Source organism: Pseudomonas chlororaphis subsp. chlororaphis, assembly GCF_003945765.1.
Taxonomy (GTDB): domain Bacteria; phylum Pseudomonadota; class Gammaproteobacteria; order Pseudomonadales; family Pseudomonadaceae; genus Aquipseudomonas; species Aquipseudomonas chlororaphis.
The window spans coordinates 5,880,162-5,904,138 of sequence record NZ_CP027712.1; the positions used below are offsets into that span (position 1 = coordinate 5,880,162).

26 protein-coding genes are annotated in these 23,977 nt (G+C 61.1%); 7 read left to right on the top strand and 19 right to left on the bottom strand.

Annotation, left to right across the window (positions count from 1 at the left end):
* Nucleotides 1-5 precede the first annotated feature (5 nt).
* Genes C4K27_RS26680 through C4K27_RS26690 form a run of 3 tightly spaced genes read right to left on the bottom strand, consistent with a single transcriptional unit; the run spans nt 6 to nt 1,635 of the window.
* Complete coding sequence (locus C4K27_RS26680) at nt 6-716, bottom strand: PilW family protein (protein WP_053262733.1); 711 nt, start codon at nt 714-716, stop codon at nt 6-8.
* Nucleotides 713-1,168 carry a type IV pilus modification protein PilV gene (pilV, locus tag C4K27_RS26685; protein ID WP_053262734.1) on the bottom strand — a complete coding sequence of 152 codons (456 nt, stop codon included), beginning with the start codon at nt 1,166-1,168 and terminating at the stop codon, nt 713-715. The genes C4K27_RS26680 and pilV overlap by 4 nt, the downstream gene beginning before the upstream one ends.
* The gene (locus C4K27_RS26690; protein WP_053262735.1) at nt 1,165-1,635 is read right to left on the bottom strand and encodes a GspH/FimT family pseudopilin; all 471 of its coding nucleotides are present in this window, start codon (nt 1,633-1,635) and stop codon (nt 1,165-1,167) included. Before C4K27_RS26690 ends, pilV begins: the two co-directional genes overlap by 4 nt.
* A 133-nt stretch (nt 1,636-1,768) precedes the next feature.
* Here C4K27_RS26690 and C4K27_RS26695 point away from each other — a divergent pair, with 133 nt between their 5' ends.
* The gene (locus C4K27_RS26695; RefSeq protein ID WP_053262736.1) at nt 1,769-2,293 is read left to right on the top strand and encodes a GspH/FimT family pseudopilin; all 525 of its coding nucleotides are present in this window, start codon (nt 1,769-1,771) and stop codon (nt 2,291-2,293) included.
* Here the strand turns inward: C4K27_RS26695 and ispH are convergent, their stop codons facing one another.
* The 6 genes from ispH to murJ form a co-directional block, all read right to left on the bottom strand.
* Entirely contained in the window at nt 2,294-3,241 is a 948-nt protein-coding gene (gene ispH / locus C4K27_RS26700; protein WP_053262737.1) for a 4-hydroxy-3-methylbut-2-enyl diphosphate reductase, read from the bottom strand. It lies immediately after the preceding gene.
* 123 nt (nt 3,242-3,364) lie between these two features.
* On the bottom strand, nt 3,365-3,802 hold the full coding sequence (gene fkpB, locus C4K27_RS26705) for an FKBP-type peptidyl-prolyl cis-trans isomerase (RefSeq protein ID WP_173613367.1): 438 nt from the start codon (nt 3,800-3,802) through the stop codon (nt 3,365-3,367).
* A gap of 7 nt (nt 3,803-3,809) precedes the next feature.
* The gene (lspA, locus tag C4K27_RS26710) at nt 3,810-4,322 is read right to left on the bottom strand and encodes a signal peptidase II (RefSeq protein ID WP_009045705.1); all 513 of its coding nucleotides are present in this window, start codon (nt 4,320-4,322) and stop codon (nt 3,810-3,812) included.
* Nucleotides 4,315-7,146, bottom strand: a complete 2,832-nt coding sequence (gene ileS, locus C4K27_RS26715; protein WP_053262739.1) for an isoleucine--tRNA ligase — start codon at nt 7,144-7,146, stop codon at nt 4,315-4,317. Before ileS ends, lspA begins: the two co-directional genes overlap by 8 nt.
* 13 nt (nt 7,147-7,159) lie before the next feature.
* Nucleotides 7,160-8,104, bottom strand: coding sequence for a bifunctional riboflavin kinase/FAD synthetase (ribF, locus tag C4K27_RS26720; protein WP_007924736.1), 945 nt, complete (start codon nt 8,102-8,104; stop codon nt 7,160-7,162).
* Between the two features lie 129 nt (nt 8,105-8,233).
* Nucleotides 8,234-9,772 (bottom strand): murein biosynthesis integral membrane protein MurJ, encoded by a 1,539-nt coding sequence (gene murJ / locus C4K27_RS26725; protein ID WP_009045707.1) that lies wholly within the window; start codon nt 9,770-9,772, stop codon nt 8,234-8,236.
* Nucleotides 9,773-10,025: 253 nt separating this feature from the next.
* Between murJ and rpsT the strand changes: the two genes are divergently transcribed.
* On the top strand, nt 10,026-10,304 hold the full coding sequence (rpsT, locus tag C4K27_RS26735; RefSeq protein ID WP_007924739.1) for a 30S ribosomal protein S20: 279 nt from the start codon (nt 10,026-10,028) through the stop codon (nt 10,302-10,304).
* A 152-nt stretch (nt 10,305-10,456) separates the two neighbouring features.
* Here the strand turns inward: rpsT and C4K27_RS26740 are convergent, their stop codons facing one another.
* From C4K27_RS26740 to rplU, 5 genes are all read right to left on the bottom strand, one after another.
* Entirely contained in the window at nt 10,457-10,921 is a 465-nt protein-coding gene (locus C4K27_RS26740) for a CreA family protein (RefSeq protein WP_053262740.1), read from the bottom strand.
* A gap of 10 nt (nt 10,922-10,931) precedes the next feature.
* Nucleotides 10,932-12,050: a glutamate 5-kinase gene (gene proB / locus C4K27_RS26745; protein WP_007924743.1), complete on the bottom strand. Its 1,119-nt coding sequence runs from the start codon at nt 12,048-12,050 to the stop codon at nt 10,932-10,934.
* A 121-nt stretch (nt 12,051-12,171) separates the two neighbouring features.
* The gene (cgtA, locus tag C4K27_RS26750; RefSeq protein WP_007924745.1) at nt 12,172-13,395 is read right to left on the bottom strand and encodes an Obg family GTPase CgtA; all 1,224 of its coding nucleotides are present in this window, start codon (nt 13,393-13,395) and stop codon (nt 12,172-12,174) included.
* A 195-nt stretch (nt 13,396-13,590) separates the two neighbouring features.
* Nucleotides 13,591-13,848 (bottom strand): 50S ribosomal protein L27, encoded by a 258-nt coding sequence (gene rpmA / locus C4K27_RS26755; protein WP_003228360.1) that lies wholly within the window; start codon nt 13,846-13,848, stop codon nt 13,591-13,593.
* A 35-nt stretch (nt 13,849-13,883) separates the two neighbouring features.
* Nucleotides 13,884-14,195, bottom strand: a complete 312-nt coding sequence (rplU, locus tag C4K27_RS26760; RefSeq protein ID WP_007924746.1) for a 50S ribosomal protein L21 — start codon at nt 14,193-14,195, stop codon at nt 13,884-13,886.
* 241 nt (nt 14,196-14,436) lie between these two features.
* Between rplU and C4K27_RS26765 the strand changes: the two genes are divergently transcribed.
* The 3 genes from C4K27_RS26765 (at nt 14,437) to C4K27_RS26775 (ending at nt 16,377) form a co-directional block, all read left to right on the top strand.
* Nucleotides 14,437-15,405 (top strand): polyprenyl synthetase family protein, encoded by a 969-nt coding sequence (locus tag C4K27_RS26765; RefSeq protein WP_009045711.1) that lies wholly within the window; start codon nt 14,437-14,439, stop codon nt 15,403-15,405.
* Between the two features lie 150 nt (nt 15,406-15,555).
* Nucleotides 15,556-15,897 (top strand): zinc ribbon domain-containing protein YjdM, encoded by a 342-nt coding sequence (locus C4K27_RS26770; RefSeq protein ID WP_007924748.1) that lies wholly within the window; start codon nt 15,556-15,558, stop codon nt 15,895-15,897.
* Between the two features lie 207 nt (nt 15,898-16,104).
* Nucleotides 16,105-16,377 carry a PA4570 family protein gene (locus C4K27_RS26775; protein WP_009045712.1) on the top strand — a complete coding sequence of 91 codons (273 nt, stop codon included), beginning with the start codon at nt 16,105-16,107 and terminating at the stop codon, nt 16,375-16,377.
* A gap of 98 nt (nt 16,378-16,475) precedes the next feature.
* Here C4K27_RS26775 and C4K27_RS26780 read toward each other — a convergent pair whose 3' ends face one another.
* The 3 genes from C4K27_RS26780 to C4K27_RS26790 form a co-directional block, all read right to left on the bottom strand.
* Nucleotides 16,476-17,093 carry a BamJ family beta-barrel-assembly machinery protein gene (locus tag C4K27_RS26780; protein ID WP_007924751.1) on the bottom strand — a complete coding sequence of 206 codons (618 nt, stop codon included), beginning with the start codon at nt 17,091-17,093 and terminating at the stop codon, nt 16,476-16,478.
* 131 nt (nt 17,094-17,224) lie between these two features.
* Entirely contained in the window at nt 17,225-17,527 is a 303-nt protein-coding gene (locus C4K27_RS26785; protein ID WP_009045713.1) for a DUF6482 family protein, read from the bottom strand.
* Nucleotides 17,528-17,662: 135 nt separating this feature from the next.
* Nucleotides 17,663-18,151 (bottom strand): TIGR00645 family protein, encoded by a 489-nt coding sequence (locus C4K27_RS26790; protein ID WP_007924753.1) that lies wholly within the window; start codon nt 18,149-18,151, stop codon nt 17,663-17,665.
* Nucleotides 18,152-18,310: 159 nt separating this feature from the next.
* Here C4K27_RS26790 and C4K27_RS26795 point away from each other — a divergent pair, with 159 nt between their 5' ends.
* Nucleotides 18,311-20,143, top strand: coding sequence for a hypothetical protein (locus tag C4K27_RS26795; RefSeq protein WP_053262741.1), 1,833 nt, complete (start codon nt 18,311-18,313; stop codon nt 20,141-20,143).
* A 32-nt stretch (nt 20,144-20,175) separates the two neighbouring features.
* Here C4K27_RS26795 and C4K27_RS26800 read toward each other — a convergent pair whose 3' ends face one another.
* Complete coding sequence (locus tag C4K27_RS26800; protein ID WP_007924756.1) at nt 20,176-20,487, bottom strand: PA4575 family protein; 312 nt, start codon at nt 20,485-20,487, stop codon at nt 20,176-20,178.
* Nucleotides 20,488-20,697: 210 nt separating this feature from the next.
* Nucleotides 20,698-23,136, bottom strand: a complete 2,439-nt coding sequence (locus tag C4K27_RS26805) for a Lon protease family protein (protein WP_053262742.1) — start codon at nt 23,134-23,136, stop codon at nt 20,698-20,700.
* A gap of 273 nt (nt 23,137-23,409) precedes the next feature.
* On the opposite strand from C4K27_RS26805, the gene C4K27_RS26810 reads away from it, so the two are divergent.
* Nucleotides 23,410-23,898 carry a DUF3015 domain-containing protein gene (locus tag C4K27_RS26810; RefSeq protein ID WP_007924760.1) on the top strand — a complete coding sequence of 163 codons (489 nt, stop codon included), beginning with the start codon at nt 23,410-23,412 and terminating at the stop codon, nt 23,896-23,898.
* Nucleotides 23,899-23,977: the final 79 nt, after the last annotated feature.

Sequence of the window (23,977 nt, forward strand, 5' to 3'; positions counted from 1 at the left end):
CTCCCTCACAACAGGCGATTGCGCAAGGCGGCCACCACATTGAACGTCTGCGGCCGCACGCGCGCCTGGGGATCGCTCAGGGTCAGGCTCAAGCGCACGCTGCGGATCCGTGCCGGGTCTGCGGGATCGCGGCTATAGCTGGAGGCCGCGACATCCGTGGCGGTGCTGGCGATGCCGAACGACACGTCGAACGCACTGACATTGTTCACCAGCACCGCCTGGCCGGAGCCTGTGCCGGTGCCCATCAGCAGTTGATCGTCCTTCAAGCTGTACACCAGGCGCCGCACCGCAAACGCCTGCTGCCCCGAGGGGGCCTTGCGGGTACCGGTATAGGCGGTGGCGCTATTGCGGCAATCGCTCAGCACGGTCCAGGTCGGGGTGCCAGCGCTGTCGCCGATATCGGCCGTGACCAGCGTCAGCCGGTGGTTGACGTTGTCCCAGCGGATCGGTGTTTGCGCATGGCCGGCGAAGTCCGCGGCAATGCTGGCATCGGCGATGCTCTGAAGGCAGCCGAACATGCCGGCCATGCGTATCTCCTGGATCATCTTGCTCAGCACGAAGCGCGCATCCTCTTGCAGGCTGGCCGATACGTTCTGGCTGACATAGGTGTTTTTGGCCGAGATGAAAATCTGCGTCACGCCCAAGGCCACGATCAGGCTCAACGCCAGCGCCACCAGCATTTCGATCAGGCCGAAGCCGCTGTTCCCGCGTCTCATGGCTTGCTCCCCGGATCCACCGCCACCCGGCTGCTCAGGACAAAACTGCGGGAGCCTTCAGCAGGCTGGGCAGAAACATGGGCGGCACGGGCGTCGTCCCAGGTGATGCTGATGGTGAACACGCCCTGCTTGAGGCTGATATGGCCCTCGGCGGTCGGCCCGCCGAAACTCTCGACATTGCGCTTGAAGTCATAGAGGTCCTGGTCCCGAACCACGCCGAAATTGCCGGCCTCGGGAGCTGCCACGGTGTAGTCCGCGGCGCTGTTGGCGCGGATGCGATCGAGCATGTCATAGGCGATGAAGCTGGCCTGGCTGGTCATCAATGCACTGTCGGTGTAGCGCAGGGCATTGAGCTGGACCGCCGCCGCACCGAGCAGGCCGACGCCGAGAATCAGCACCGCCACCAGCACCTCGATCAGCGTCATTCCGGCCTGCACGCTCCTGCCCGTCATTTGCACTCCCCGTTTACCGCTATCCGTCCGTTCAGGCACAGCGTGATCGTCCTGTGTTGCTCGCCCAGCACATAAGTCATGACCGGCGGGACCGCTGCCGATACACCGCCCAACGCGTTGAAGCCAATGCTGTCGAATTCAGAGGTTAGCGTCAGCCGGGCGCCGCGACTGACCGCGGGAACAACCCGCAATACATTCGTCGCCGGTCCGTCGCCTTGATAAATCGACAGCCCCCGGCTCCAATCCGAATCGACCGCGGCCGGGCGCAAGTGAACCGGCAAGCCGCTGTCGATCGCCTCCAGACGCGCGTAATTCAAGCTGCGCAGCAGTTCGCTGATGTCGCTGTCGGCCTTTGAGCGCTGCGCCATCTGACTGAACGCGGGAACCACCAGGGTCAACAAAACCGCCGAAACTGCCAGGGCCACCAGTAATTCGATCAGCGTGAAACCTTCTGTACGGTGACGCATGCCATCCCCTTGAGCGGCCAGCGGCTATAACTGGCTCTGGCACTTCGAACCTTCATAGACCGAGGGTTTGAGGTTTTGCTCAATGGCCGGGCAAGGATTGTCCGGACCTGGCGCACTCCATGGAGGGAGAACCATGCCGCAGAAGGGTTTCGGCCTGATCGAAATAATCGTGGGCCTGGCGCTTGCCAGCCTGCTGATGCTGTTCGCCAGCACCTCATTCGGGGAGTTGTTCCAGTCGACACGCCGGCTGGATGCCGCACAGATGCTTGCCAGCGGCATTCGCAATGCGCGCACCGAAGCCATCCTGCGTCAGCAGCGAACCGTGATTCACGGGTTGAACGATGACTGGAGCCAAGGCTGGCGGATCATTCTGGATATCAGCGGCGAGGGCTCGCAGGACAGCGATAACCCGGTATTGCTTGAACGCCGGGGGGACGCCCGGGTGGCGATTGTCGGCAATCGCCCGGTGGAGCATTTCGTGCGCTTCAGTGGCCTGGGCGATCCGCAGCTGCCCAGCGGCGCCTTTCAGGCCGGGACGCTGCACATCTGCGCGGCCGATCCGGGAACGAGCCAGCACCAGGTAGTGCTTTCCCGCAGTGGGCGGGTCAGCCTGCGCAGCGACAAGGCCGCGCAGGCGTTATGCGACAGGCAGGGCTGATCAGAGCAGGGAGCGAACGCGCAACTCTTTGGGCATGGAAAAGGTGATGTTTTCTTCGCGGCCGGCCAGTTCGTCGGCGCCGGTGGCGCCCCAGGCGTGCAACTGCTCGATCACGCCCCGTACCAGCACCTCGGGAGCCGAAGCCCCGGCGGTGATGCCGATGCGCTCGACACCGTCGAACCAGCTGCGTTGCATGTCCTCGGCACCGTCGATCAGGTATGCCGGAGTGGCCATGCGCTCGGCCAGTTCACGCAGGCGGTTGGAGTTGGAGCTGTTCGGGCTGCCCACCACCAGTACCACATCGCACTCGTCGGCCAGTTGCTTGACCGCGTCCTGACGGTTCTGCGTGGCGTAGCAGATGTCGTCCTTGCGCGGCCCGCCAATCGCCGGGAAACGCTGGCGCAAGGCATCGATGACCCGGCTGGTGTCGTCCATCGACAAGGTGGTCTGGGTAACGAACGCCAGCTTTTCAGGATTGCGCACCTGCAACTCGGCGACGTCTTGCTCGTCTTCCACCAGGTAGATCGCACCGCCATTACCGGCGTCGTACTGGCCCATGGTGCCTTCGACTTCCGGGTGGCCGGCATGGCCGATCAGGATGCATTCGCGACCGTCGCGGCTGTAGCGCGCCACTTCGATATGCACCTTGGTCACCAGCGGGCAGGTCGCATCGAAGACTTTCAGGCCACGGCCCGCCGCTTCGCTGCGCACGGCCTGGGAAACGCCGTGGGCACTGAAGATCACGATGACGTCATCCGGCACCTGGTCCAGCTCCTCGACAAAGATCGCGCCGCGAGCGCGCAGGTCTTCGACGACAAATTTGTTGTGCACCACTTCATGACGCACGTAGATCGGCGGCCCGAAGACCTCCAGGGCGCGATTGACGATTTCGATCGCGCGGTCCACGCCAGCGCAGAAGCCACGGGGGTTGGCGAGTTTGATTTGCATGCTGTGCCTCGTGTCTTGCGGGCAAGGAATATTCGGTGCAACCGCTTCGCGATTGCTCGCTGGCCTGCTCGCGCCTACAGGAACCTTATGGAGACTGTAGACGCGAGTCGGCTCGCGATGCCTTTAAAGCGCTTTAACGTCGATGATCTCGACATCAAAGGTCAAGGTTTTACCGGCCAACGGATGGTTGAAGTCAACCGTCACCTGGGTGTCATCAAAGGCTTTGACCACGCCTGGCAGCTCGGTATTCGCCGCATCGTTGAAGATCACCAGCAGGCCTTCGGACAGCTCCATATCCTGGAACTGCGAACGCGGGATGATCTGCACGTTTTGCGGGTTCGGCTGGCCAAAGGCGTTTTCCGGCTCGATGGTCAAGTTACGCTTGTCACCCGCCTTGAAGCCGAACAGGGCCGCTTCAAAACCTGGCAACAGGTTGCCATCACCGACCTTGAAGGTCGCCGGGGCCTTGTCGAAGGTGCTGTCCACCGTGTCGCCGTTCTCCAGGCGCAATGCGAAATGCAAAGTGACTTCCGTGTTCTGGCCGATGCGTTGTTCAGCCAATACCTGTTCAGTCATGAACGGCTTCTCCGGTTTTCTTGCTTTTGAACATATCCAGCGCAAGCATCACCGCACCCACGCTGATGGCGCTGTCGGCAAAGTTGAACGCTGGGAAATACCAGCGGTTCTGCCAATGCACCAAGATGAAATCGATCACATGGCCCAGGGCGATGCGGTCATACAGGTTGCCCAGCGCGCCGCCCAGCACCAGTGCCAGGGCGACCGCCAGCCAGGTTTCGTTGCGCCCCAGGCGCTTGAGCCAGACCACCAGCACCGCGCTGACCACCACCGCGATCAGGGCGAACAACCAACGCTGCCAGCCCGAGCTGTCCGCCAGGAAGCTGAATGCCGCACCGGTGTTGTAGGCCAGGGTCCAGCTGAAGTAATCCGGGATCACCACGATCTGCTGGTACATCGACAGCGAGCTTTCGAAGTGCAGCTTGCTGGCCTGGTCGATGACCAGGACCAGCACGCTCAACCACAGCCAGCCCAGACGGCCGAAACGGCCCGTGGCATTAGGCATAGTGACGAACCTCGCCTGCGCCGCTGATGTTGTCGACGCAGCGACCGCAGATTTCCGGGTGCTCGGGGTGCACGCCGACATCTTCACGGCAGTGCCAGCAACGGGCGCACTTGGCGAAGCTCGACTTGACCACTTTCAGCTTGAGGCCGGTGACTTCGGTTTCCACCGCATCCGCCGGTGCCTGCGCGAAAGGCGCAACGCTGGCGGTGGAGGTGATCAGCACGAAGCGCAGCTCGTTGCTCAGCTTGGCCAGGTCGGCGCTCAGCGCTTCCTCGGCGTACAGGGTCACTTCGGCTTGCAGGTTGCCACCAACGGCCTTGGCCGCGCGCTGGATTTCCATTTCCTTGTTGACCGCGACCTTGACCGCCATGATCCGCTCCCAGTAGGCACGATCCAGCTCGAAGCCTTCCGGCAGCTCGCTGAGGCCCTGGTACCAGGTGTTGAGCATGACCGACTCGTTGCGCTCGCCCGGCAGGTACTGCCACAGCTCGTCGGCGGTGAAGGCGAGGATCGGCGCGATCCAGCGCACCAGCGCTTCGGAGATGTGGAACAGCGCGGTCTGGCACGAACGACGGGCCTTGCTGTCAGCGCCAGTGGTGTACTGGCGGTCCTTGATGATGTCCAGGTAGAAACCGCCCAACTCCTGCACACAGAAGTTGTGCACCTTGGAGTAGACGTTCCAGAAGCGGTACTCGCCGTAGTGCAGTTCCAGCTCGCGCTGCAGCAGCAGGGTACGGTCCACGGCCCAACGGTCCAGGGCGAGCATTTCTTCGGCCGGCAGGATATCGGTGGCTGGGTTGAAGCCGCTCAGGTTGGAGAGCAGGAAGCGCGCGGTGTTGCGGATACGCCGGTAGGCGTCGGCGCTGCGCTGCAGGATCTGGTCGGAAACCGCCATTTCACCGGAGTAGTCGGTGGCCGAGACCCACAGGCGCATGATGTCGGCGCCCAGGGTGTCGTTGACCTTCTGCGGCGCGATCACGTTGCCCAGGGACTTGGACATCTTGCGACCGTTCTCGTCGACGGTGAAACCGTGGGTCAGCAGTTCGCGATACGGCGCATTGCCATCGATCGCGCAGCCGGTCAGCAGGGACGAGTGGAACCAGCCGCGGTGCTGGTCGGAACCTTCCAGGTACAGGTCGGCACGCGGGCCGCTGGCGTGGCCCATCGGGTGCGAGCCGCGCAGTACGTGCCAGTGAGTGGTACCGGAGTCGAACCAGACGTCCAGGGTGTCGCTGATCTTGTCGTATTGCGGGGCTTCGTCGCCCAGCAACTCGGCCGCGTCCATCTTGAACCAGGCTTCGATGCCTTCCTGCTCGACGCGCTTGGCAACGATTTCCATCAACTCGACGGTGCGTGGGTGCAGATCGCCGCTTTCCTTGTGCAGGAAGAATGGGATCGGCACGCCCCAGTTGCGCTGACGGGAGATGCACCAGTCCGGACGGTTGGCGATCATCGAATGCAGGCGCGCCTGGCCCCAGGCCGGCACGAACTGAGTCTCTTCGATGGCCTGCAACGCACGCTGGCGCAGGGTGTTACCGCTGGTTGGCTGCTTGTCCATGCCGACGAACCACTGCGCGGTGGCGCGGTAGATCAGCGGGGTCTTGTGGCGCCAGCAATGCATGTAGCTGTGGCTGATGGTTTCGGTGTGCAGCAGCGCACCGACTTCAGTCAGTTTGTCGACGATGGCCGGGTTGGCCTTCCAGATGAACTGGCCGCCGAAGAACTCCAGCGAGGTGGCGTACACGCCATTGCTCTGCACTGGGTTGAGGATGTCGTCGTTGACCATGCCGTAACGCTTGCAGGTCACGAAGTCGTCTTCGCCGTAGGCTGGCGAGGAGTGAACCACGCCGGTACCCGCGCCCAGCTCGACGTAGTCAGCCAGGTACACCGGCGACAGACGATCGTAGAACGGGTGACGGAAGTTGATCAGCTCCAGCGCCGAACCCGGGGCAGTGGCGATGACCGAGCCTTCCAGGTTGTAGCGAGCCAGGCAGGACTCCACCAGCTCCTCGGCCAGGACCAGCAGCTTGTCGCCAGCGTCGACCAGGGCGTAGTTGAACTCAGGGTGAACGTTCAACGCCTGGTTGGCCGGGATGGTCCACGGAGTGGTGGTCCAGATCACGATCGAAGCCGGCTTGCTCAGCGTGGCCAGGCCAAAGGCGGCGGCCAGCTTGTCTGCGTCGGCGATCGGGAAGGCCACGTCGATGGTCGAGGACTTCTTGTCCTGGTACTCGACTTCCGCTTCAGCCAGGGCCGAGCCGCAGTCGAAGCACCAGTTCACTGGCTTGAGGCCCTTGAACACGAAACCGCCCTTGACCATTTCCGCCAGGGCGCGGATTTCCCCGGCTTCGTTGGCAAAATCCATGGTCTTGTACGGGTTGGCCCAGTCGCCCAGCACGCCGAGGCGGATGAACTCGGCTTTCTGGCCTTCGATCTGCTCGGTGGCGTAGGCACGGCACAGCTCACGGGTCTTGTCCGAGGACAGGTTCTTGCCGTGGGTGACCTCGACCTTGTGCTCGATCGGCAGACCGTGGCAGTCCCAACCCGGAACATAAGGCGCGTCGAAGCCCGCCAGGGTCTTCGAGCGGATGATCATGTCCTTGAGAATCTTGTTGACCGCATGACCGATGTGAATCGAGCCGTTGGCGTAGGGCGGACCGTCGTGAAGTACGAACTTCGGACGATCCTTGCCAATTTCGCGCAACTTACCGTACAGGCCAATGCTGTCCCAGCGCTGCAGAATCTGCGGTTCGCGCTGAGGCAGGCCGGCCTTCATTGGGAAGGCGGTGTCCGGAAGGTTTAGCGTGGCTTTATAGTCGGTCATTTAAGGCTCTTCATTAGCGATTGGCGCTATGGATACGTGCAACTTCGGCACGGGCGGCGGCGACATCCGCGTTGATCGCCGTCTTCAGCGCCTCCAGAGAGGCGAAACGCTGCTCTTCACGCAGCTTATGGTGGAAAACCACCGTCAAACGCCGGTCATACAGATCGCCGGCAAAATCTAAAAGATGGACTTCCAGGTGGGCCTTGCCATCACCTGCTACCGTCGGCCGCACGCCGATATTGGCGACGCCCGGCCAGGTCTTGCCGTCGATGTCGACATCGACCAGGTACACCCCGGACAGCGGTACGCGACGGCGCTTGAGCTGCACATTGATGGTTGGCGTACCCAACTGGCGCGCCAGCTTCTGCCCGTGCAGGACCCGCCCGGCGATGCGGAACGGGCGACCGAGCAGACGCTCGGCCAATACGAAATCGGCAGCCGCCAGCGCATTGCGGACCTGGGTGCTGCTGACGCGCAGGCCATCCAGTTCGACGGTCTGCGCGGCCTCGACGGTAAACCCGTGGGTGATACCGGCCTTTTGCAGGAAATCGAAGTCACCGACCCGGTCGCAGCCAAAACGAAAGTCATCGCCGACTTCCAGGTGCTGTACACCCAGGCCGTCGACCAGGATGGTCTCGACGAACTCACTGGCGCTGAGCTTGCTCAAGCGCTGGTTGAACGCCAGGCACAGGACCCGGTCGACGCCCTCCTCGGCCAGCAGCTGCAACTTGTCGCGCAAGCGTGCCAGGCGGGCCGGGGCGGTATCCGGAGCGAAGAACTCGCGCGGCTGCGGCTCGAATATCACCACGCAGCTGGGCACGCCCAACTCAAGCGCACGCTCACGCAGCCGGCCCAGGATAGCCTGGTGGCCACGGTGAACACCGTCGAAGTTGCCAATAGTGGCGACACAGCCCCGATGCTGGGGGCGCAGGTTGTGGAGGCCTCGGACCAGCTGCATAACGCGCTTCTTGCTCATAAAGTGGTCGATTATAACCACACCCGACGGCCGGTGACAGGCAACAGCACGCGCCAAAGTGATCGAACCGACAAAACCACTGCCTCGCCGGCGTCCAAGTGCCTCAGGACCTCAGTGCAACGCCTTGCGATTGAAGTCGCGCAGACGGAAGCCGAACAACGCCAGCATGCCGAAATAGGCCACCACGCCCGCCACCACCAGCACACCCAGACGCAGGAAGCGTGCAAGCATATTCCCCTGATCCCAGGCCGGCATGAACTGCATCAGCCCCAGCAACACCGCCGACATCACACTCACCGCGACGACCAGCTTGAGGGCAAACTTGCCCCAGCCAGGTTGCGGCAGGAACATCTGCTGCTTGCGCAACTGATAGAACAGCAAACCCGCGTTGATACAGGCCCCGGCGCTGATCGCCAGCGCCAGGCCCGCATGTTTCAGCGGGCCGATGAACGCCAGGTTCAGCAGTTGCGTGACGATCAGCGTGAAAATCGCGATTTTCACCGGGGTACGGATGTTTTGCTGGGCATAGAAACCCGGCGCCAGAACCTTGATCACAATGATCGCGAGCAAACCGACCGAATACGCGACCAGCGCACGCTGGGTCATCGAGGCGTCGAAGGCGCTGAACTGGCCGTACTGGAACAGTGACACCGTCAATGGCTCCGCCAGAATCCCCAGGGCCAGCGCGCAAGGCAGCACCAGCATGAAGCACAGGCGCAGGCCCCAATCGAGAATCCGCGAATATTCATGCCGGTCCTTGTTGGCGTAAGTCTTGGCCAGCGTCGGCAGCAGGATCGTGCCCAGCGCCACTCCCAGAACCCCCGAAGGCAGCTCCATCAGGCGATCGGCGTAATACATCCAGGACACCGAGCCAGCCACCAGGAACGAGGCGAAGATGGTGTTGATGATCAGCGAGATCTGGCTCACCGAGACCCCGAGAATGGCCGGCAGCATCTGCTTCAGCACCCGCCAGACCCCGGTGTCGCGCAGGTTCAGGCGCGGTAGCACGAGCATGCCGATCTTTTTCAGGTGCGGCAGCTGATACAGCAGCTGCGCCAGGCCACCCGCCAGAACCGCCCAGCCCAGGGCCATGACCGGCGGATCGAAATAAGGCGTCAGGAATACCGAGAACACGATCATGGCGACGTTCAGCAACGTCGGCACGAACGCCGGGACCGAAAAGCGGTTCCAGGTATTGAGGATCGCCCCCGCCAGGGAGGACAACGAGATCAGCAATATATAAGGAAAGGTCACGCGTAACAGATCGGTGGTCAGCGTGAATTTTTCCGGGGTGTCGACAAAACCTGGCGCCGTCGCCCAGATCACCCAGGGCGCGGCGATGATCCCCAGCGCCGTCACCAGCGCCAGCACCAGGGTCAGCAGGCCGGACACATAGGCAATAAAAGTCCGGGTCGCCTCCTCACCCTGCTGGCTTTTGTATTCCGCCAGGATCGGCACAAAGGCCTGGGAAAAAGCCCCCTCGGCGAAGATGCGGCGCAGCAGGTTGGGCAGCTTGAAGGCGATGAAAAAGGCGTCCGTCGCCATTCCGGCGCCGAATGTGCGCGCAATGATGGTATCGCGCACGAACCCCAGAACCCGGGAAAGCATGGTGATAGAGCTGACAGCGGCCAACGACTTGAGCAGGTTCATGGAAAGGTTTTTTGCCTGTAGATAAACAGCAGGCGAACAATGCGCCCACTTGTGCGATACTCCGCGCCGCAACAGCACAGAGCCAAAGCTCGCGAGTTTACAGGTCAAGCGCCGGAAATAAATATCCCGCCTCTTCAGATCCAACCACTCAGCGGAACGCATCACCTGCCCTTGACAAGACTTCAACTCATCGGCATGATTCGCGGCCTATTTTGTTTGCTATTTCCCAAAAAGTCTTTCGAGGAGCTCGACGGTGGCCAACTCACCTTCCGCCAAAAAACGTGCAAAACAGGCTGAGAAGCGTCGCAGCCACAACGCCAGCCTGCGTTCCATGGTTCGTACCTACATCAAGAATGTAGTTAAAGCCATCGACGCAAAAGACGCTGAAAAAGCGCAAGCTGCTTATGTTCTGGCCGTGCCAGTTATCGACCGCATGGCCGATAAAGGCATCATCCACAAGAACAAAGCTGCTCGCCATAAAGGTCGTCTGAATGGCCACATCAAGGCTCTGAACCTTGCTGCTGCAGCCTAAGCGACACGCTTGTTAAAAAACCGACCTCAGGGTCGGTTTTTTATTGTCTGCGATTTGCTGCCTTGACCACCAAACCACTATCGCCAGCAATCGAACATCGACCGGCAGCCCCCACAGAGCACAACCACTGCAGGAGCCAGCCCCGAAGGCCGTTACGGGGTTTGCGCCCAAGGCAGGATCGGAATCGCCGTCACCGCATTCTGCGGACTGCCCTCGATCAACCGATCGCTATAGACCAGGTACACCAGGGTATTGCGCTTCTTGTCGAGGAAACGCACCACCTGCATGGTCTTGAACACCAGCGAAGTGCGTTCCTTGAATACCTCTTCGCCATCCTTGAGTTCACCCTTGAAGCTGATCGGGCCGACCTGACGACAGGCAATGGAGGCTTCGGCGCGATCCTCCGCCAGACCCAACCCACCCTTCACACCACCGGTCTTGGCGCGCGACAGGTAGCAGGTCACGCCCTCCACCTTCGGATCATCGAAGGCCTCGACCACAATGCGGTCATTAGGCCCGACAAATTTGAACACCGTCGACACCTGGCCGATTTCTTCAGCGCAGGCCAGCAGCGGCATCGCCAACAGCATTCCCAACAACCCTTTTGCTACACGCATTGGTTTTTCCTTAGACCAGAATCAGGTTGTCACGGTGAACCAGCTCGGGCTCAGCCATGTACCCCAACAAACCGACAATCGCATCAGAGGACTGACCGATGATTTTTTGCGCCTCCAGAGCGCTGTAGTTGGCCAGGCCGCGGGCGATTTCACGCCCGTCCGGCGCCACGCATACCACCATCTCGCCACGACGGAAGCTGCCCTGAACCAGCTTGACCCCCACCGGCAGCAAGCTTTTGTTGCCCTGGGACAAGGCCGACACCGCACCATCATCCAACACCAGGGTGCCTCGGGTTTGCAGGTGCCCAGCCAGCCATTGCTTGCGCGCCGCCAGCATGCCGCGCTCAGGCGACAGCAAGGTACCCAGGCGCTCACCCGCCTTGAGGCGATCCAGCACACGCTCCAGACGGCCACCGACAATGATGGTGTGCGCCCCGGAACGGGCCGCCAGACGCGCCGCGCGCAGCTTGGTCTGCATACCGCCACGCCCCAGCGCGCCACCCGTGCCGCCCGCCACTGCGTCCAGCGCCGGATCGTCGGCACGCGCCTCGTAAATCAGCTGGGCATCGGGATTATTACGGGGGTCCGCATCGAACATGCCGTCGCGATCCGTGAGGATCACCAGCAGATCGGCCTCGACCAGGTTGGCCACCAGGGCCGCCAGGGTGTCGTTGTCGCCGAAGCGGATCTCATCGGTAACCACGGTGTCGTTTTCATTGATGACCGGAATCACCTTCAGCTCGACCAGCGCACGCAAGGTGCTGCGGGCATTGAGGTAACGCTTGCGGTCGGACAGGTCGTCATGGGTCAGCAGAATCTGCGCAGTGTGCAGGCCGTGCTCAGCAAAGCTCGACTCCCAGGCCTGCACCAGGCCCATCTGGCCAATGGCCGCGGCCGCCTGCAGCTCATGCATCGCACTCGGTCGTGCGGTCCAGCCCAGGCGGCTCATGCCGGCCGCGACCGCGCCGGAGGAAACCAATACCAGCTCGACGCCAGCCTCATGCAAGGCCACCATCTGCTCGACCCAGACACCCATTGCCGCGCGATCCAGCCCTTTGCCGTCCGCCGTCAGCAGCGCACTGCCGATCTTCACGACCCAGCGCTGCGCACCTGTCACCTTACTCCGCATCTTCTTCAACCTTAGCTTGAGAGCCACGCGACCGAGCGCGCCCATAAAGTTATTCGTGGCTACGTTTCCCGGATACTAAAACGCCGCTCAGTGAGCGGCGCTTGTAGTTTACTGCAACGAATCAGTCGCGGACGTAAATGATTTCCGGACCATCTTCGTCATCCACATCCTCCTCATCCCAATCATCGTCGCCGATGTCGTGCACGCTCTTCACGCCGCTGCGGCGCAGGGCACGCTGGTCGTCCAGAGCCTGCAACTGGGCACGCGCCTCGTCCTCGATACGCTGATCGAGCTCGGCCAATTCGTCGGCGTAGGCCGGGTCGGCCGCCAGACGATCGGCACGATCCTCCAGATACCGCATGATGTCGCGACTCAGGCGCTCGGTACCGTCTTTGGAAATAGCCGAGATCACGTACACCGGACCGGTCCACTCCAGGCGATCGACGATCTCCTTGACCCGCGCTTCATGCTCCTCCTCGAGGATCTGGTCGCATTTGTTCAGCACCAGCCAGCGATCACGCTCAGCCAGGGACGGGCTGAACTTGGTCAGCTCGTTGACGATCACTTCCGCCGCATCGGCCGGACTGCTTTCATCCAGTGGCGCCATGTCCACGAGGTGCAACAGCAGACGAGTACGCGCCAGGTGCTTGAGGAAACGGATACCCAGGCCCGCACCATCCGAAGCGCCTTCGATCAGACCCGGAATGTCGGCGATCACGAAGCTCTTCCAGCGGTCGACACTGACCACGCCCAGGTTCGGCACCAGGGTCGTGAACGGATAGTCAGCCACTTTCGGCTTGGCCGCAGACACCGAACGAATGAAGGTGCTCTTACCGGCGTTCGGCAAGCCCAGCAGACCAACGTCCGCCAGCACTTTCAGCTCCAGCTTGAGGTCACGCTGCTCACCCGGCTTGCCCGGCGTGGTCTGGCGCGGCGCGCGGTTGGTACTGGACTTGAAACGGGTGTTACCCAGACCGTGCCAGCCGCCCTGTACCACCAGCAAACGCTGACCAGCCTTGGTCAGGTCACCAATCACTTCCTGGGTCCCGGCGTCGATCACCGTGGTGCCGACCGGTACGCGCAACTCGAGATCCTCACCCTTCTTGCCGGTGCAATCGGTACTGCCGCCATTGGAGCCGCGCTCGGCATCAAAATGACGGGTGTAGCGGTAGTCCACCAGGGTATTGAGGTTTTCGTCGGCGATCATGTAGATCGAGCCGCCATCACCACCATCACCACCGTTCGGACCACCGTTTTCGATGAACTTTTCCCGACGGAAACTCATGCAGCCATTGCCGCCGTCGCCAGCTTTTACTCGGATCGAAACTTCATCAACGAACTTCATAACAAAACGCCTCTCGCCGCACGGGCGAGCCGAAAAACACTAAGACATAAGACTCTTGCAAAAATGAGCGCAGCGACCCCGATCAACGGCCGTAACATCCAGCGCTGGCAGCCCATACAAACAGTTTTGCAAGAGACTCACCCCACAAACGAAAAAGCCCCGTCGCGAGACAGGGCTTTTCCAGCGATCGCGCAATTAAGCCGCGACGACGCTCACGTAACGACGACCGAAGGCGCCTTTTACTTCAAACTTGATCACGCCTTCGATTTTCGCGAAGAGGGTGTGATCCTTACCCATGCCAACGCCGTAGCCAGCGTGGAATTGGGTGCCGCGCTGACGCACGATGATGTTGCCGGCCTTGATGACCTGGCCGCCATACATCTTCACGCCAAGGCGTTTGGCTTCTGAGTCGCGACCGTTACGGGTACTACCACCAGCTTTTTTGTGTGCCATGAGTTCAATTCTCCTAGTGAGGAATTAGGCTGAAATTAAGCCTGAATACCGGTGATTTTGATCTCGGTGAACCACTGGCGGTGGCCCATACGCTTCATGTGGTGCTTACGGCGACGGAACTTGATGATGCGGACTTTATCGTGACGACCTTGGGAGATCACTTCAGCCTTGACGGTTGCGCCAGCAACAACAGGTGCGCCGATGTTCACGTCGTCGCCATTGGCAACCAACAGAACGCGGTCAAAAGTCACGGATTCGCCAGTGGCGATTTCCAGTTTTTCGATCTTCAGGTATTCACCTTCAGCGACCTTGTATTGCTTACCGCCGGTAACGATTACTGCGTACATGGTATTTCTCCGATAATCCTGCTCACCCAGCTCTTTATAAGAAGAGGTATTGGCTGGCATGGCTGCATGGGGCTGGAACGGCCCAAGTGCAATTGCGTAAGGCAGGTGCTGCCCAGGAAGTTCAGGGTGCGCGATTGTACGCAAGCTGTCTTGGCGATGCAAGGGGCCGTCCATCGCGCCTTGACAGCCCCGGACGTGGGTCCTAGCATGCCGCGCAACCCTTCTGGAGCACCTGTCGCTGATGCAACCCCAAGCTTTCTACCGCGCGGTGGCGGACGATTTTAGCGCCGTCGACGGCATCATCAAGAAGCAGCTGACCTCCCGAGTGCCGCTGGTATCGAAAATCGGCGACTACATTACCTCGGCCGGAGGTAAACGCCTGCGTCCTTTATTGGTGCTGCTGTGTGGCAAGGCCCTGGGTCGCGAAGGCGACGACCTGCGCCTGCTGGCCGCCACCATCGAATTCCTGCACACCGCCACCCTGCTGCATGACGACGTGGTCGACATGTCCGGCATGCGCCGCGGCCGCTCGACCGCCAACGCCATGTGGGGCAACGCCCCGAGCGTACTGGTGGGCGACTTCCTGTACTCGCGCTCCTTCGAGATGATGGTCGAGCTGGGCTCGATGCCGGTGATGAAGATCCTTTCGCAGGCCACCCGCATCATTGCCGAAGGCGAAGTGCTGCAGCTGTCGAAAGTCCGTGATGCCAGCACCACCGAAGAAACCTACATGGAAGTCATCCGCGGCAAGACCGCGATGCTCTTCGAGGCCTCGACCCACAGCGCCGCCGCCCTGGCCGGCGCCACCGAAGAGCAGAGCGAAGCCCTGCGCACCTTCGGCGATCACCTGGGCGTGGCCTTCCAACTGGTGGACGACCTGCTCGACTACCGTGGCGATGCGGAAACCCTGGGCAAGAACGTCGGCGACGACCTGGCCGAAGGCAAGCCGACCCTGCCGCTGATCTACACCATGCGCGAAGGCACGCCGGAACAGGCTGCCCTGGTGCGCCAGGCGATCCAGAAAGGCGGTATCGAAGACCTGGAAAGCATCCGCGCTGCCGTGGAGGCCTCAGGCTCCCTGGACTACACCGCGCAACTGGCCCGCGACTATGTCGCTCGCGCCATTGCCTGCCTGGAAGCCCTGCCGCCGAGCGAATACCGCGACGCGCTGGTGGAACTGAGCGAATTCGCCGTAGCCCGCACCCACTAAGATCCGATTGCACACAAGCCCGCTCCTGCCCTGCGCAGGAGCGGGCTTGTTCGTGATGTTTTCCCCCCTCGATCCCCCGCTATACCCCATCCCCAAGCAAAACCCTATATAATGTGCGCTTTTTAGCCTTCCTGAATCCGAGGAGCCTTAGTGAGCACGTTGCCACCCTGCCCGAAATGCAATTCTGAATACACCTATGAAGACGGCGCCCAACTGGTCTGCCCGGAATGCGCCCACGAATGGTCCGCCAATGGCGAAGCCGAGGCCGCATCCGATGAAACCGTAAAAAAGGACTCGGTCGGTAACGTCCTGCAAGACGGCGACACCATCACCGTGATCAAGGACCTCAAGGTCAAGGGCACCTCGCTGGTGGTCAAGGTCGGCACCAAGGTCAAGAACATCCGCCTGTGCGATGGCGACCACGACATCGACTGCAAGATCGACGGTATCGGCCCGATGAAGCTCAAGTCCGAGTTCGTCCGCAAGGTCTGATATTCCGGCTATCGCCCCGTGCCAGGCACGGGGTGAAGCCCTCCCCGCTCCCGCCAGACTCCCCTCATTTCCCGCTACATATCAAAAGGCCAGCCCTTTTGACCCACAACAATTTCCACACAGAAAAAAGCAGAAACCGCCAATAGGTACTTGCTATTCATTGAATAAGAATTATTCTCATTGAAACCCATCAAGGAGATGAGACTCATGACTTATTTGATCGACGCATGGCTGGACCGCCCACACCCTTACCTGAGAATCCTGCATCGGGAAACCGGGGAAGTCTGTGCGGTACTGGAAGAAGAAGCCTTGAACGAGCTGCAGGATCAGGGCGACCTGGACCTCAACGGCCTGAGTTCCAGCGAGCCGGTGGTGCTCAAGGAACTGGTGCGCAACCTGTTTCTGTTCTGCTATGCACGGGCCTTGCGCCCTGCTGGAACAGCCGAAGGGCAAGGCCTGAGCGCAAAAATACGTCTATGACCCCACCTGACCCCTCTGCCAAGGCAAGCCTTCTCGCGATCCCTACACCGCAAACACGGCGTATGGATCGCGAGCAAGCTCAACCCGGCAGCTGAGGCTTACAGAACGTCGAGCAGCTCGACGTCAAATACCAGAACGCTGTGCGGCGGGATGCTGCCAACGCCTTGCGCGCCGTAAGCCAGCTCGCTCGGCACGTACAGACGCCATTTGCTACCGGCATTCATCAGTTGCAGCGCCTCGGTCCAGCCAGCGATCACGCCGCCGACCGGGAATTCCGCAGGCTGGCCGCGCTCGTAGGAACTGTCGAACACAGTGCCGTCGATCAGGGTGCCGTGGTAGTGGGTACGCACGCTGTCTTCACGAGATGGCTTGGCGCCTTCGCCCTGGGTCAGCACTTCGAACTGCAGGCCGGAGGCCAGTGTGGTGATGCCTTCACGCTTGGCGTTTTCAGCCAGGAAAGCCAGGCCTGCGCCAGCAGCAGCTTCAGCCTTGGCAGCGGCTTCGGCCTGCATGATTTCGCGGATCACCTTGAAGCTGGCGGACATTTCTTCCTGGCCTACACGGCTAGGCTTGCCGGCGAACGCGTCGGTCAGGCCAGCCAGGATGGCGTCCAGGCTCACGCCCGGTGGCGGGTTGTCACGCAGCTGGTCGCCCAGCTGACGGCCGATACCGTAGCTGACGCGGGTTTCGTCGGTGGACAGATTTACTTCGGACATGACACTGCTCCGCTGTGCGGACGGCTCGAAAATCCGCCGTGCGTACACAGCGCATCCCGGGACGCCCGGAACCAAAAGGGCGAGCAGACTAGCACAGATGCCATGGCGATGATGAACGTGCGTCCCGCTTGTCAGGCCGAGCGGACGGCGAGGGGCACCCGCAGGCTGTCATCGGTACCGGCCGAGAGGCCACACATCTCGTCATGCACTGAGGCATGGATCAGGTTGAAGGGCAGCTTGGGAAAGGCGTGCAACACTTCCCGGGCATGCTCCACCGAACGCAGATGCAACATCTGACCATGGGCGTCGCTCAACGGATAGGCCGCCCCATGCATCCGCGCCTCGAGCAGATAGATGCCGCCTTCGAGGGAGATCAGGTTCAGCTCGTCGATTTTTCCGGCGACGGCATAAGCATTCAACTCGTGCAGGTTCATGAGTGCACCTCGCGCAGTTCAAGCCCGTGACCTTTACAGGGATATGCCTCGGCCGGTAAAAGCACAAGCCACAAACGACGCCGCCCGTCCGTTTCACAACGGCCGGGCGGCGCGGCTACAGCGGTGATCAGGCGATCAGTGCTTGGTCAGCTTGTCCAGGTAGCCCATGGCGAAGGCCGAAATCACAAAGGTCATGTGGATGATCACGTACCACATCAGGTACTGCGGCTCGATGTTCTTCGCATCCATGAATACCCGCAGCAGATGGATCGAGGAGATCGCCACGATGGACGCGGCCACCTTCATCTTCAGCGAGGAGGAGTCCATCTTGCCCAGCCAGTTGAGCTTTTCCTTGTCCTCGTCGATGTCCAACTGGGACACGAAGTTCTCGTAGCCGGAGATCATCACCATCACCAACAGGCCACCCACCAGCGCCATGTCGATCAACGACAGCAGCACCAGGATCAGATCGGACTCGGCCATGCTGAACACGTTGGGAATGACGTGGAAGACTTCCTGGAAGAACTTCAGGGCCAGGGCCAGCAGCCCCAACGACAGACCAAAGTAGATCGGCGCCAGCAGCCAGCGCGAGGCGTACATTGCATTCTCGATAAAACGTTCCATTGAATCTCACACAGGTCTGAAAACGGCGGCGAGTATATCAGCCGCCCAAAAGCCCATAAACTGCAACCAAATCCATTACCTGCGCGTCTGCCAAAGCGTTTTCTGCTAGTGTCGGAATCATGTGAACAGCTCAATGACATCGGACAGGAAGCCTGGAGAATGGATTTGCGATTGCCTTTGGCGGGTACCGGCCTGTGTATCGCGGTACTGCTCAGCAGCGGCTGCTCGCCCAGCGACGAGAAGCAGCAAGTCAGCCTGGAACAGAAAACCGCACAGTTCGAACAATCCCTGGACGCTATCCAGGACCCCAAGCTCAAGGACGCCATCGCCGACCTGGGCGGTTCGCTGTTACTGCTCGAACGCGCGCAACTGCGGCTCCAGAACAAGCTCATAGAGACCGAATACGGCGATGACGCCCTGGCCCTGCTCAAGCACTACCCCAGCCCGCAGGCGCTGGTCGACACCTACCTCAACGGCCTGTTCGTACTGCGCAAGACCTCCAATTCCGACTACCTGACCGACCTGCAGCCGGTGTTTCCCTTCAGCTTCAACATGCCGGCGCAATTCCCCTTCCCCCACGGCCTGGAATGGCAATCCGTGACCCTGAACAACGGCAAGGTCATTGCCTTCCAGCCCGAATGGTCGGAAACCGATCCCGGCATCCAGTTGAGCCCGTCCAGTTCCAACCTGACCAACCCGGATGACCTGACGGTGACCTACCCGTTCATCGAAGGCCTGGAAGTCGAAAACAAGAACCAGCCCCAACCCGTGACGCTGCAAGGCAAGGCCGAAGTGATCGCGCCACACCAGGTCCTCACCTTCGAACTGGGCAAGGCCGATATCGGCAAGCAACGCAGCACCAAGAATGTCAGCGTGAAACTGTTGTCCCTGGACAAGAACAGCGCCGAAATCGAGTTGACCAACAGCGCCCCACTGTCGCCCGAACTCAGCGAGACGCCGCTCAACCCATTGCTGGTGCAGGCACGGGACACTACCGGGCAGATCCTTTCGCGCTCCGGGTCGATCAACGAAAACAGCCAACAGATCGCCTTCTACACCAAACAGCTCAGCGAAATGCAGAAGCAGAAGGCCTGGAGCCAAGCGTTCGAGCAGCAGCTTGAAAATGAGCGCAAAGCCTTCGAGCGCGAACAGCGCAGCCATTACACCAAGGTGTATTTCAACGGCCTGATCGACAAGCTCGAAGTCAATGTGCTGGACTTCTCCGCAGCCACCATCACCCGCAAAGACCTCAATCTGCCGGTGCGACGGTTCGACCCTCTGACCACCGACAGCAAGATCCAGCCCCTGCCCATGCCGGTAGTGGTGTATGACGACCAGGCACCGAACTACCTCAAGGGCGCCAACCTCGACCAAGAAACCTTGAAGAAAAGCGTGGTCGTTCATCAATCCACCGAGGACGCCAGCGCGGCGCGGATCGAGTTCGACCACCCGAGAACCTTCAATGACGAGTTGCTGGGCACGTCCTTCTCCACCGGCGACAGCCCCGTGACCTTCTTCACCCAGAACGAAAACGGCAAACGCGGCGAGCCCATCGAACTGCCATCGGAGGCAGTCGAGGTCGATCCGATGCGCAGCTCGATCACTTACGACCTGACTCTGTTCCCGGAAACCCCGGCTTACGCCGTCGGTGCGATCCCGCTGTTCCTGGCCAGCATCGAGAAGAAAGCCCTGCCCGTCAGCCAGCTACCCAAAGGCCTGGAGCTGCGGGGCAATGCGCTGATCGTCGACCAGCGCCTGTTCCCGTCCGAGGCCTGGCGTTTCTACGCCAAGGACGGCAGCGGCCAGTACCTGAAGGAGATTCTTGCAGTCAGCCATGAGGCGCCGGCAAACGGCCCGGCCTTGTTCGACGTGCATTACTTCTATGGGCAGCCCACCGAGCTGGAAACCTACCAGCGCAGCGAACTCAACACCGTCGAATATGGCTTTGAGGTCAAGCTCGACAAGCTGGAGAACCCACCACCCGCCGAGTAGGACTCAGCGGTAGGGATTAACGGGAGATTGCGTCAATGGCGGCAGCGTTCGCCATTGATCTGCCGTAGTTGTGCCTGAAGGTGCAGGCACCAGATCTGCGGATCGTCGGCCAACTCATAACCATGGGTGGTCAGGCTTTCGACGATGGAATCAAGGATGGATTCGGCCACGCTGGGACCGCAGAAAGGTCCCTGGGCCTTGATGGCCGAAGGTTGCTCGCCAGCCATTCCGGCCGCGAACAGTAGGGTCCACATTCCGTTATCTCCCGCCAGCGGGCGGATACTGCATTCGATACGGGTGACCAGGCCAAGACACTGGCGGGTAAGGCAGAGGTTGCGCGACATGGCGGCGACCCTCGGTAGATCCGGTATTCAGCCCTCATGTGAAGACTGTTTCGATCCAGTGACGACTGTCGTTCTCCTTGCCTGAGAATAGGAAGAAAAGCCTGAGAAGCAAAGTTGACCGGCTGAACAGGCGCCGAATGGTCTATTCGCGAAAGTTGACGCCAGCGGACCGGCGCCGCGACGAAGGCCGAGCCCTCGTCGCGGCAAGGCTCATGCCGGCTTGGTTTGCGCCAATGCCTCTTGCGCCTGCTCTTTTTCCGCTTCCTTGAGGTCCTCCTCGCTGACCATTTCAGCGATGACCCGCAGGCGCTCCACCACCCGCGCGTTGACGCTGCCTTCCGGGAACTGGCCATCCGCATCCGGCTCGCCCGCGGGCTCGCCGACCAGCAGGCTCAGGGCCTCGTCAGCCTGGCGCACGGCATACACGTGGAATTGCCCGGCGCGGACCGCCGCCAGCACCTTCTCATCGAGCATCAGAGTGGCGACGTTGGCGTGAGGAATAATCGCACCTTGCTCGCCCGTCAGGCCCCGAGCTTCGCAGAGGCGGAAGAAGCCTTCGATCTTCTCGTTGACCCCGCCAACCGCCTGCACTTCGCCGAACTGGTTGATCGATCCGGTAATGGCAAAGCATTGCTTGAGCGGGGTTTTCGACAAGGCCGAGATCAGCGTGCACGCCTCGCCCAGCGATGCACTGTCGCCATCGACGTAACCGTAGGATTGCTCCAGCGCGATGCTCGCCGAGATCGCCAGGGGGAATTCCTGGGCGTAACGACTGCCCAGGTAGCCGGTGAGAATCATCACGCCCTTGGAGTGAATCGGCTGGCCGAGATTGACCTCGCGCTCGATGTCGACGATACCGCTGCCCCCCGGGTAGACCGTGGCGGAAATCCGCGCCGGCACGCCAAAGGCCGAGTCGCCCACTTCCAGCACCGTCAGCCCGTTGCACTTGCCCACGGCGGCGCCATCGGTGTCGATCAGAATGATCCCCGCCAGCATGTCGTCGAGAATCCGCGCCGAAACCCGCCCGGTGCGTGTGGCCTTGGCTTTGAGCGCCCGTTCGATGTGCCCGGCATCGGTCATCTCGTCCGAGGCCAGGTGACGGATGAAGTCCGCCTCGCTGACCAGCTGGAACAGATCGCCAATACGCGCCGACAAGCGCCCCTGGTGCTCCGCCAGCCGGGCGCTGTAGGTCGCCAGGCGCGCCACCGCATCCGCGGTCAGCGGCGCCATGCCTTCTTCGGAAGTGCGGGTCTTCAGCAGTTGGGCGAACTGTTCGAGGCTCTCGTCCACCATCGGGATGTCTTCGTCGAAATCCACCAGTACACGGAACATTTCCTGGAAGTCCGGATCCAGGTCCTGCAGCGTGTAGTACAGCTGGCGGGCACCGATGATCACGACCTTGACCTGCAACGGGATGTGTTGCGGGGTCAGGGTCACGGTGGCCAGGCGCCCCAGTTCGCCCAGCGGCGACTCCATCTTCAGCTTGCGCGATTGCAGGGCCCGTTTGAGGGCATCCCAGACAAAGGGTTCGCTGAGCATCTTCTCGGCTTCAAGAATCAGGAAACCGCCATTGGCCCGATGCAGGGCACCCGGACGCAACTGCCGGTAAGTGGTGTAGAGCGCGCCCTGGTCGGTGCTGTATTCGATGCGGCCAAACAGGTTGTCGTAGGTCGGGTGCGGCTCGAACACCACCGGCGCGCCGCCACTGGCCGGGTGGCCGACCACCAGGCTCGGGCCGTACTGTTCTTCCAGCAGCTTGCGGGCCGCGGCGTCGGTCTTGCTGTCGTCCACCAGTTGCTCGACCACGGTCTTGAGCAGGTACACCTGCATGGCTTGCAGGTAACCACATACACCGGCGTTTTCCGCGTACTTCTCGGACAGTGGCGCCAGCAGCGGCTGCAAAGCCAGGGTAATGGTTTCTTCGTTGAGGTGACGCAACTGGTTGCTCGACTCGCGCTTCCACTGCGGCAGGCTCGCCAGTTCTTCGTTGAGGCGCTCTTCCAGGGCGGAAATGTCCTCATGGAAACGCTCGCGATCAGCTTCGGGCAATTGCGCGAACTCGGCCTCGTCCAGCGCCTTGCCATCGAGCATCGGGGTGAAGGCGATATTGCTGCTGTCGCGGTACAGCGCGACGTCCTTCTCCAGCGCCAGGCGCTCGATAACGTCGAGGGCACGGTCGTAACGCTGGTTGAACGCGCGGTCGATGGCGCTTTTCTTCTGTTGATAGGACGGATGCTCGAAGACCGCCGGAAAGGTCGCCAGCAGGTTGTCGATCAGGCCGTTGATGTCACTGATGAACGCACCCGCGGCCCCCGAAGGCAGCTCCAGCGCGCGCGGCTCGCGCGGCTCATCGAAATTGTTGACGTAGACCCAGTCGGACGGGGTCTGCAGACGTTTACCTTCAGCCTTCAGGTAGCGTTTGACGAAAGAGAAGCGGCCAGTGCCGGGCTCGCCCATGACAAAGACGTTGTAACCGGGGCGTGGCATGGCCACACCGAACTGCAAGGCTTCGACCGCACGTTCCTGGCCAAGCACACCGCGAAAGGGCTCCAAATCATTGGTGGTCGAGAAGCTGAACTGTTCAGCGGAAAACGGACGGGTCAGCGCTTCGGGCGCTAGACGCAAGCTGGCAGCAACAGGATCAGGCATCGGGCTTCCTTACATCAGGCGGGGCAGATGGGGCATTCTGGCGCCGGGTACAGCGGCTGGCAAGGCGCGACGTAGCGAAAGCGCGGACAGATCCCCGGCCCCACGCAGACAGCATAAAAACCGTCTATTTCAAGGAATGTCATGCAAAAAAACACGGAACCCTTGGAATCTGCCTAAACTCCAAGCTGCGCGGCTGGACTAATAACCGGCCCACTGGCGCCGACATGGGCCAGAACCCTTGTCCATTGGTTTGCACACAAAGAGAACAAAGCTATGAAACGGATTCTTCTCGGTACTCTCTTCACCGCTGTTTCCATCAATGCAATGGCCCAAGCGCCAGGCGGTCCGGATTGTGGGTGGGGCAACCTGCTGTTCGAAGGACAGCGCGGCACTCCGGCTCACTTCCTGGCCTCCACCACCAACGGCACCTCCGGTAACGCGACCTTCGGTATGACTTCCGGCACCAACGGCTGCTCGACCAACAGTGCGCTGACTTACGGCGGCAAATCCTGGTTTGCCATGAATGGCATGATGAACGAGCTCTCCGAAGACATGGCCAAAGGTGAAGGCGAAGCGCTGACCACCTACGCCGTGGTCCTGGGCGTCGCTCCTGAAGACCGCGCGCACTTCGCCGCCGTCACCCACGAGCACTTCCAGCAGATCTTCAGCAAAGCCGATGTGACCGCGGAAGATGTGCACACCAACACCCTGGCCGTGCTGAAAAGCGATGCACGCCTGGCCAAGTACGCCACCCCGGCTTAATCTCGACCCGCCCGCTCTTTTCGGGGAGCGGGCTTTTGTTTTTCGGACATGACCCCTCCCGGGTCTTTGTTTTTTCCGA

Bases quoted from the DNA above. Each gene is read 5' to 3' on its own strand.
- murJ (WP_009045707.1), bottom strand. From the start codon at position 9,772: ATGAACCTGCTCAAGTCGTTGGCCGCTGTCAGCTCTATCACCATGCTT.
- ileS (WP_053262739.1), bottom strand. From the start codon at position 7,146: ATGACCGACTATAAAGCCACGCTAAACCTTCCGGACACCGCCTTCCCA.
- C4K27_RS26740 (WP_053262740.1), bottom strand. From the start codon at position 10,921: ATGCGTGTAGCAAAAGGGTTGTTGGGAATGCTGTTGGCGATGCCGCTG.
- C4K27_RS26805 (WP_053262742.1), bottom strand. From the start codon at position 23,136: ATGCCTGATCCTGTTGCTGCCAGCTTGCGTCTAGCGCCCGAAGCGCTG.
- C4K27_RS26790 (WP_007924753.1), bottom strand. From the start codon at position 18,151: ATGGAACGTTTTATCGAGAATGCAATGTACGCCTCGCGCTGGCTGCTG.
- ispH (WP_053262737.1), bottom strand. From the start codon at position 3,241: ATGCAAATCAAACTCGCCAACCCCCGTGGCTTCTGCGCTGGCGTGGAC.
- lspA (WP_009045705.1), bottom strand. From the start codon at position 4,322: ATGCCTAATGCCACGGGCCGTTTCGGCCGTCTGGGCTGGCTGTGGTTG.
- pilV (WP_053262734.1), bottom strand. From the start codon at position 1,168: ATGACGGGCAGGAGCGTGCAGGCCGGAATGACGCTGATCGAGGTGCTG.
- C4K27_RS26810 (WP_007924760.1), top strand. From the start codon at position 23,410: ATGAAACGGATTCTTCTCGGTACTCTCTTCACCGCTGTTTCCATCAAT.
- rplU (WP_007924746.1), bottom strand. From the start codon at position 14,195: ATGTACGCAGTAATCGTTACCGGCGGTAAGCAATACAAGGTCGCTGAA.
- C4K27_RS26800 (WP_007924756.1), bottom strand. From the start codon at position 20,487: ATGTCGCGCAACCTCTGCCTTACCCGCCAGTGTCTTGGCCTGGTCACC.
- C4K27_RS26690 (WP_053262735.1), bottom strand. From the start codon at position 1,635: ATGCGTCACCGTACAGAAGGTTTCACGCTGATCGAATTACTGGTGGCC.
- C4K27_RS26785 (WP_009045713.1), bottom strand. From the start codon at position 17,527: ATGAACCTGCACGAGTTGAATGCTTATGCCGTCGCCGGAAAAATCGAC.
- C4K27_RS26680 (WP_053262733.1), bottom strand. From the start codon at position 716: ATGAGACGCGGGAACAGCGGCTTCGGCCTGATCGAAATGCTGGTGGCG.
- ribF (WP_007924736.1), bottom strand. From the start codon at position 8,104: ATGCAGCTGGTCCGAGGCCTCCACAACCTGCGCCCCCAGCATCGGGGC.
- C4K27_RS26795 (WP_053262741.1), top strand. From the start codon at position 18,311: ATGGATTTGCGATTGCCTTTGGCGGGTACCGGCCTGTGTATCGCGGTA.
- rpmA (WP_003228360.1), bottom strand. From the start codon at position 13,848: ATGGCACACAAAAAAGCTGGTGGTAGTACCCGTAACGGTCGCGACTCA.
- C4K27_RS26775 (WP_009045712.1), top strand. From the start codon at position 16,105: ATGACTTATTTGATCGACGCATGGCTGGACCGCCCACACCCTTACCTG.
- cgtA (WP_007924745.1), bottom strand. From the start codon at position 13,395: ATGAAGTTCGTTGATGAAGTTTCGATCCGAGTAAAAGCTGGCGACGGC.
- C4K27_RS26695 (WP_053262736.1), top strand. From the start codon at position 1,769: ATGCCGCAGAAGGGTTTCGGCCTGATCGAAATAATCGTGGGCCTGGCG.
- C4K27_RS26765 (WP_009045711.1), top strand. From the start codon at position 14,437: ATGCAACCCCAAGCTTTCTACCGCGCGGTGGCGGACGATTTTAGCGCC.
- C4K27_RS26780 (WP_007924751.1), bottom strand. From the start codon at position 17,093: ATGTCCGAAGTAAATCTGTCCACCGACGAAACCCGCGTCAGCTACGGT.
- proB (WP_007924743.1), bottom strand. From the start codon at position 12,050: ATGCGGAGTAAGGTGACAGGTGCGCAGCGCTGGGTCGTGAAGATCGGC.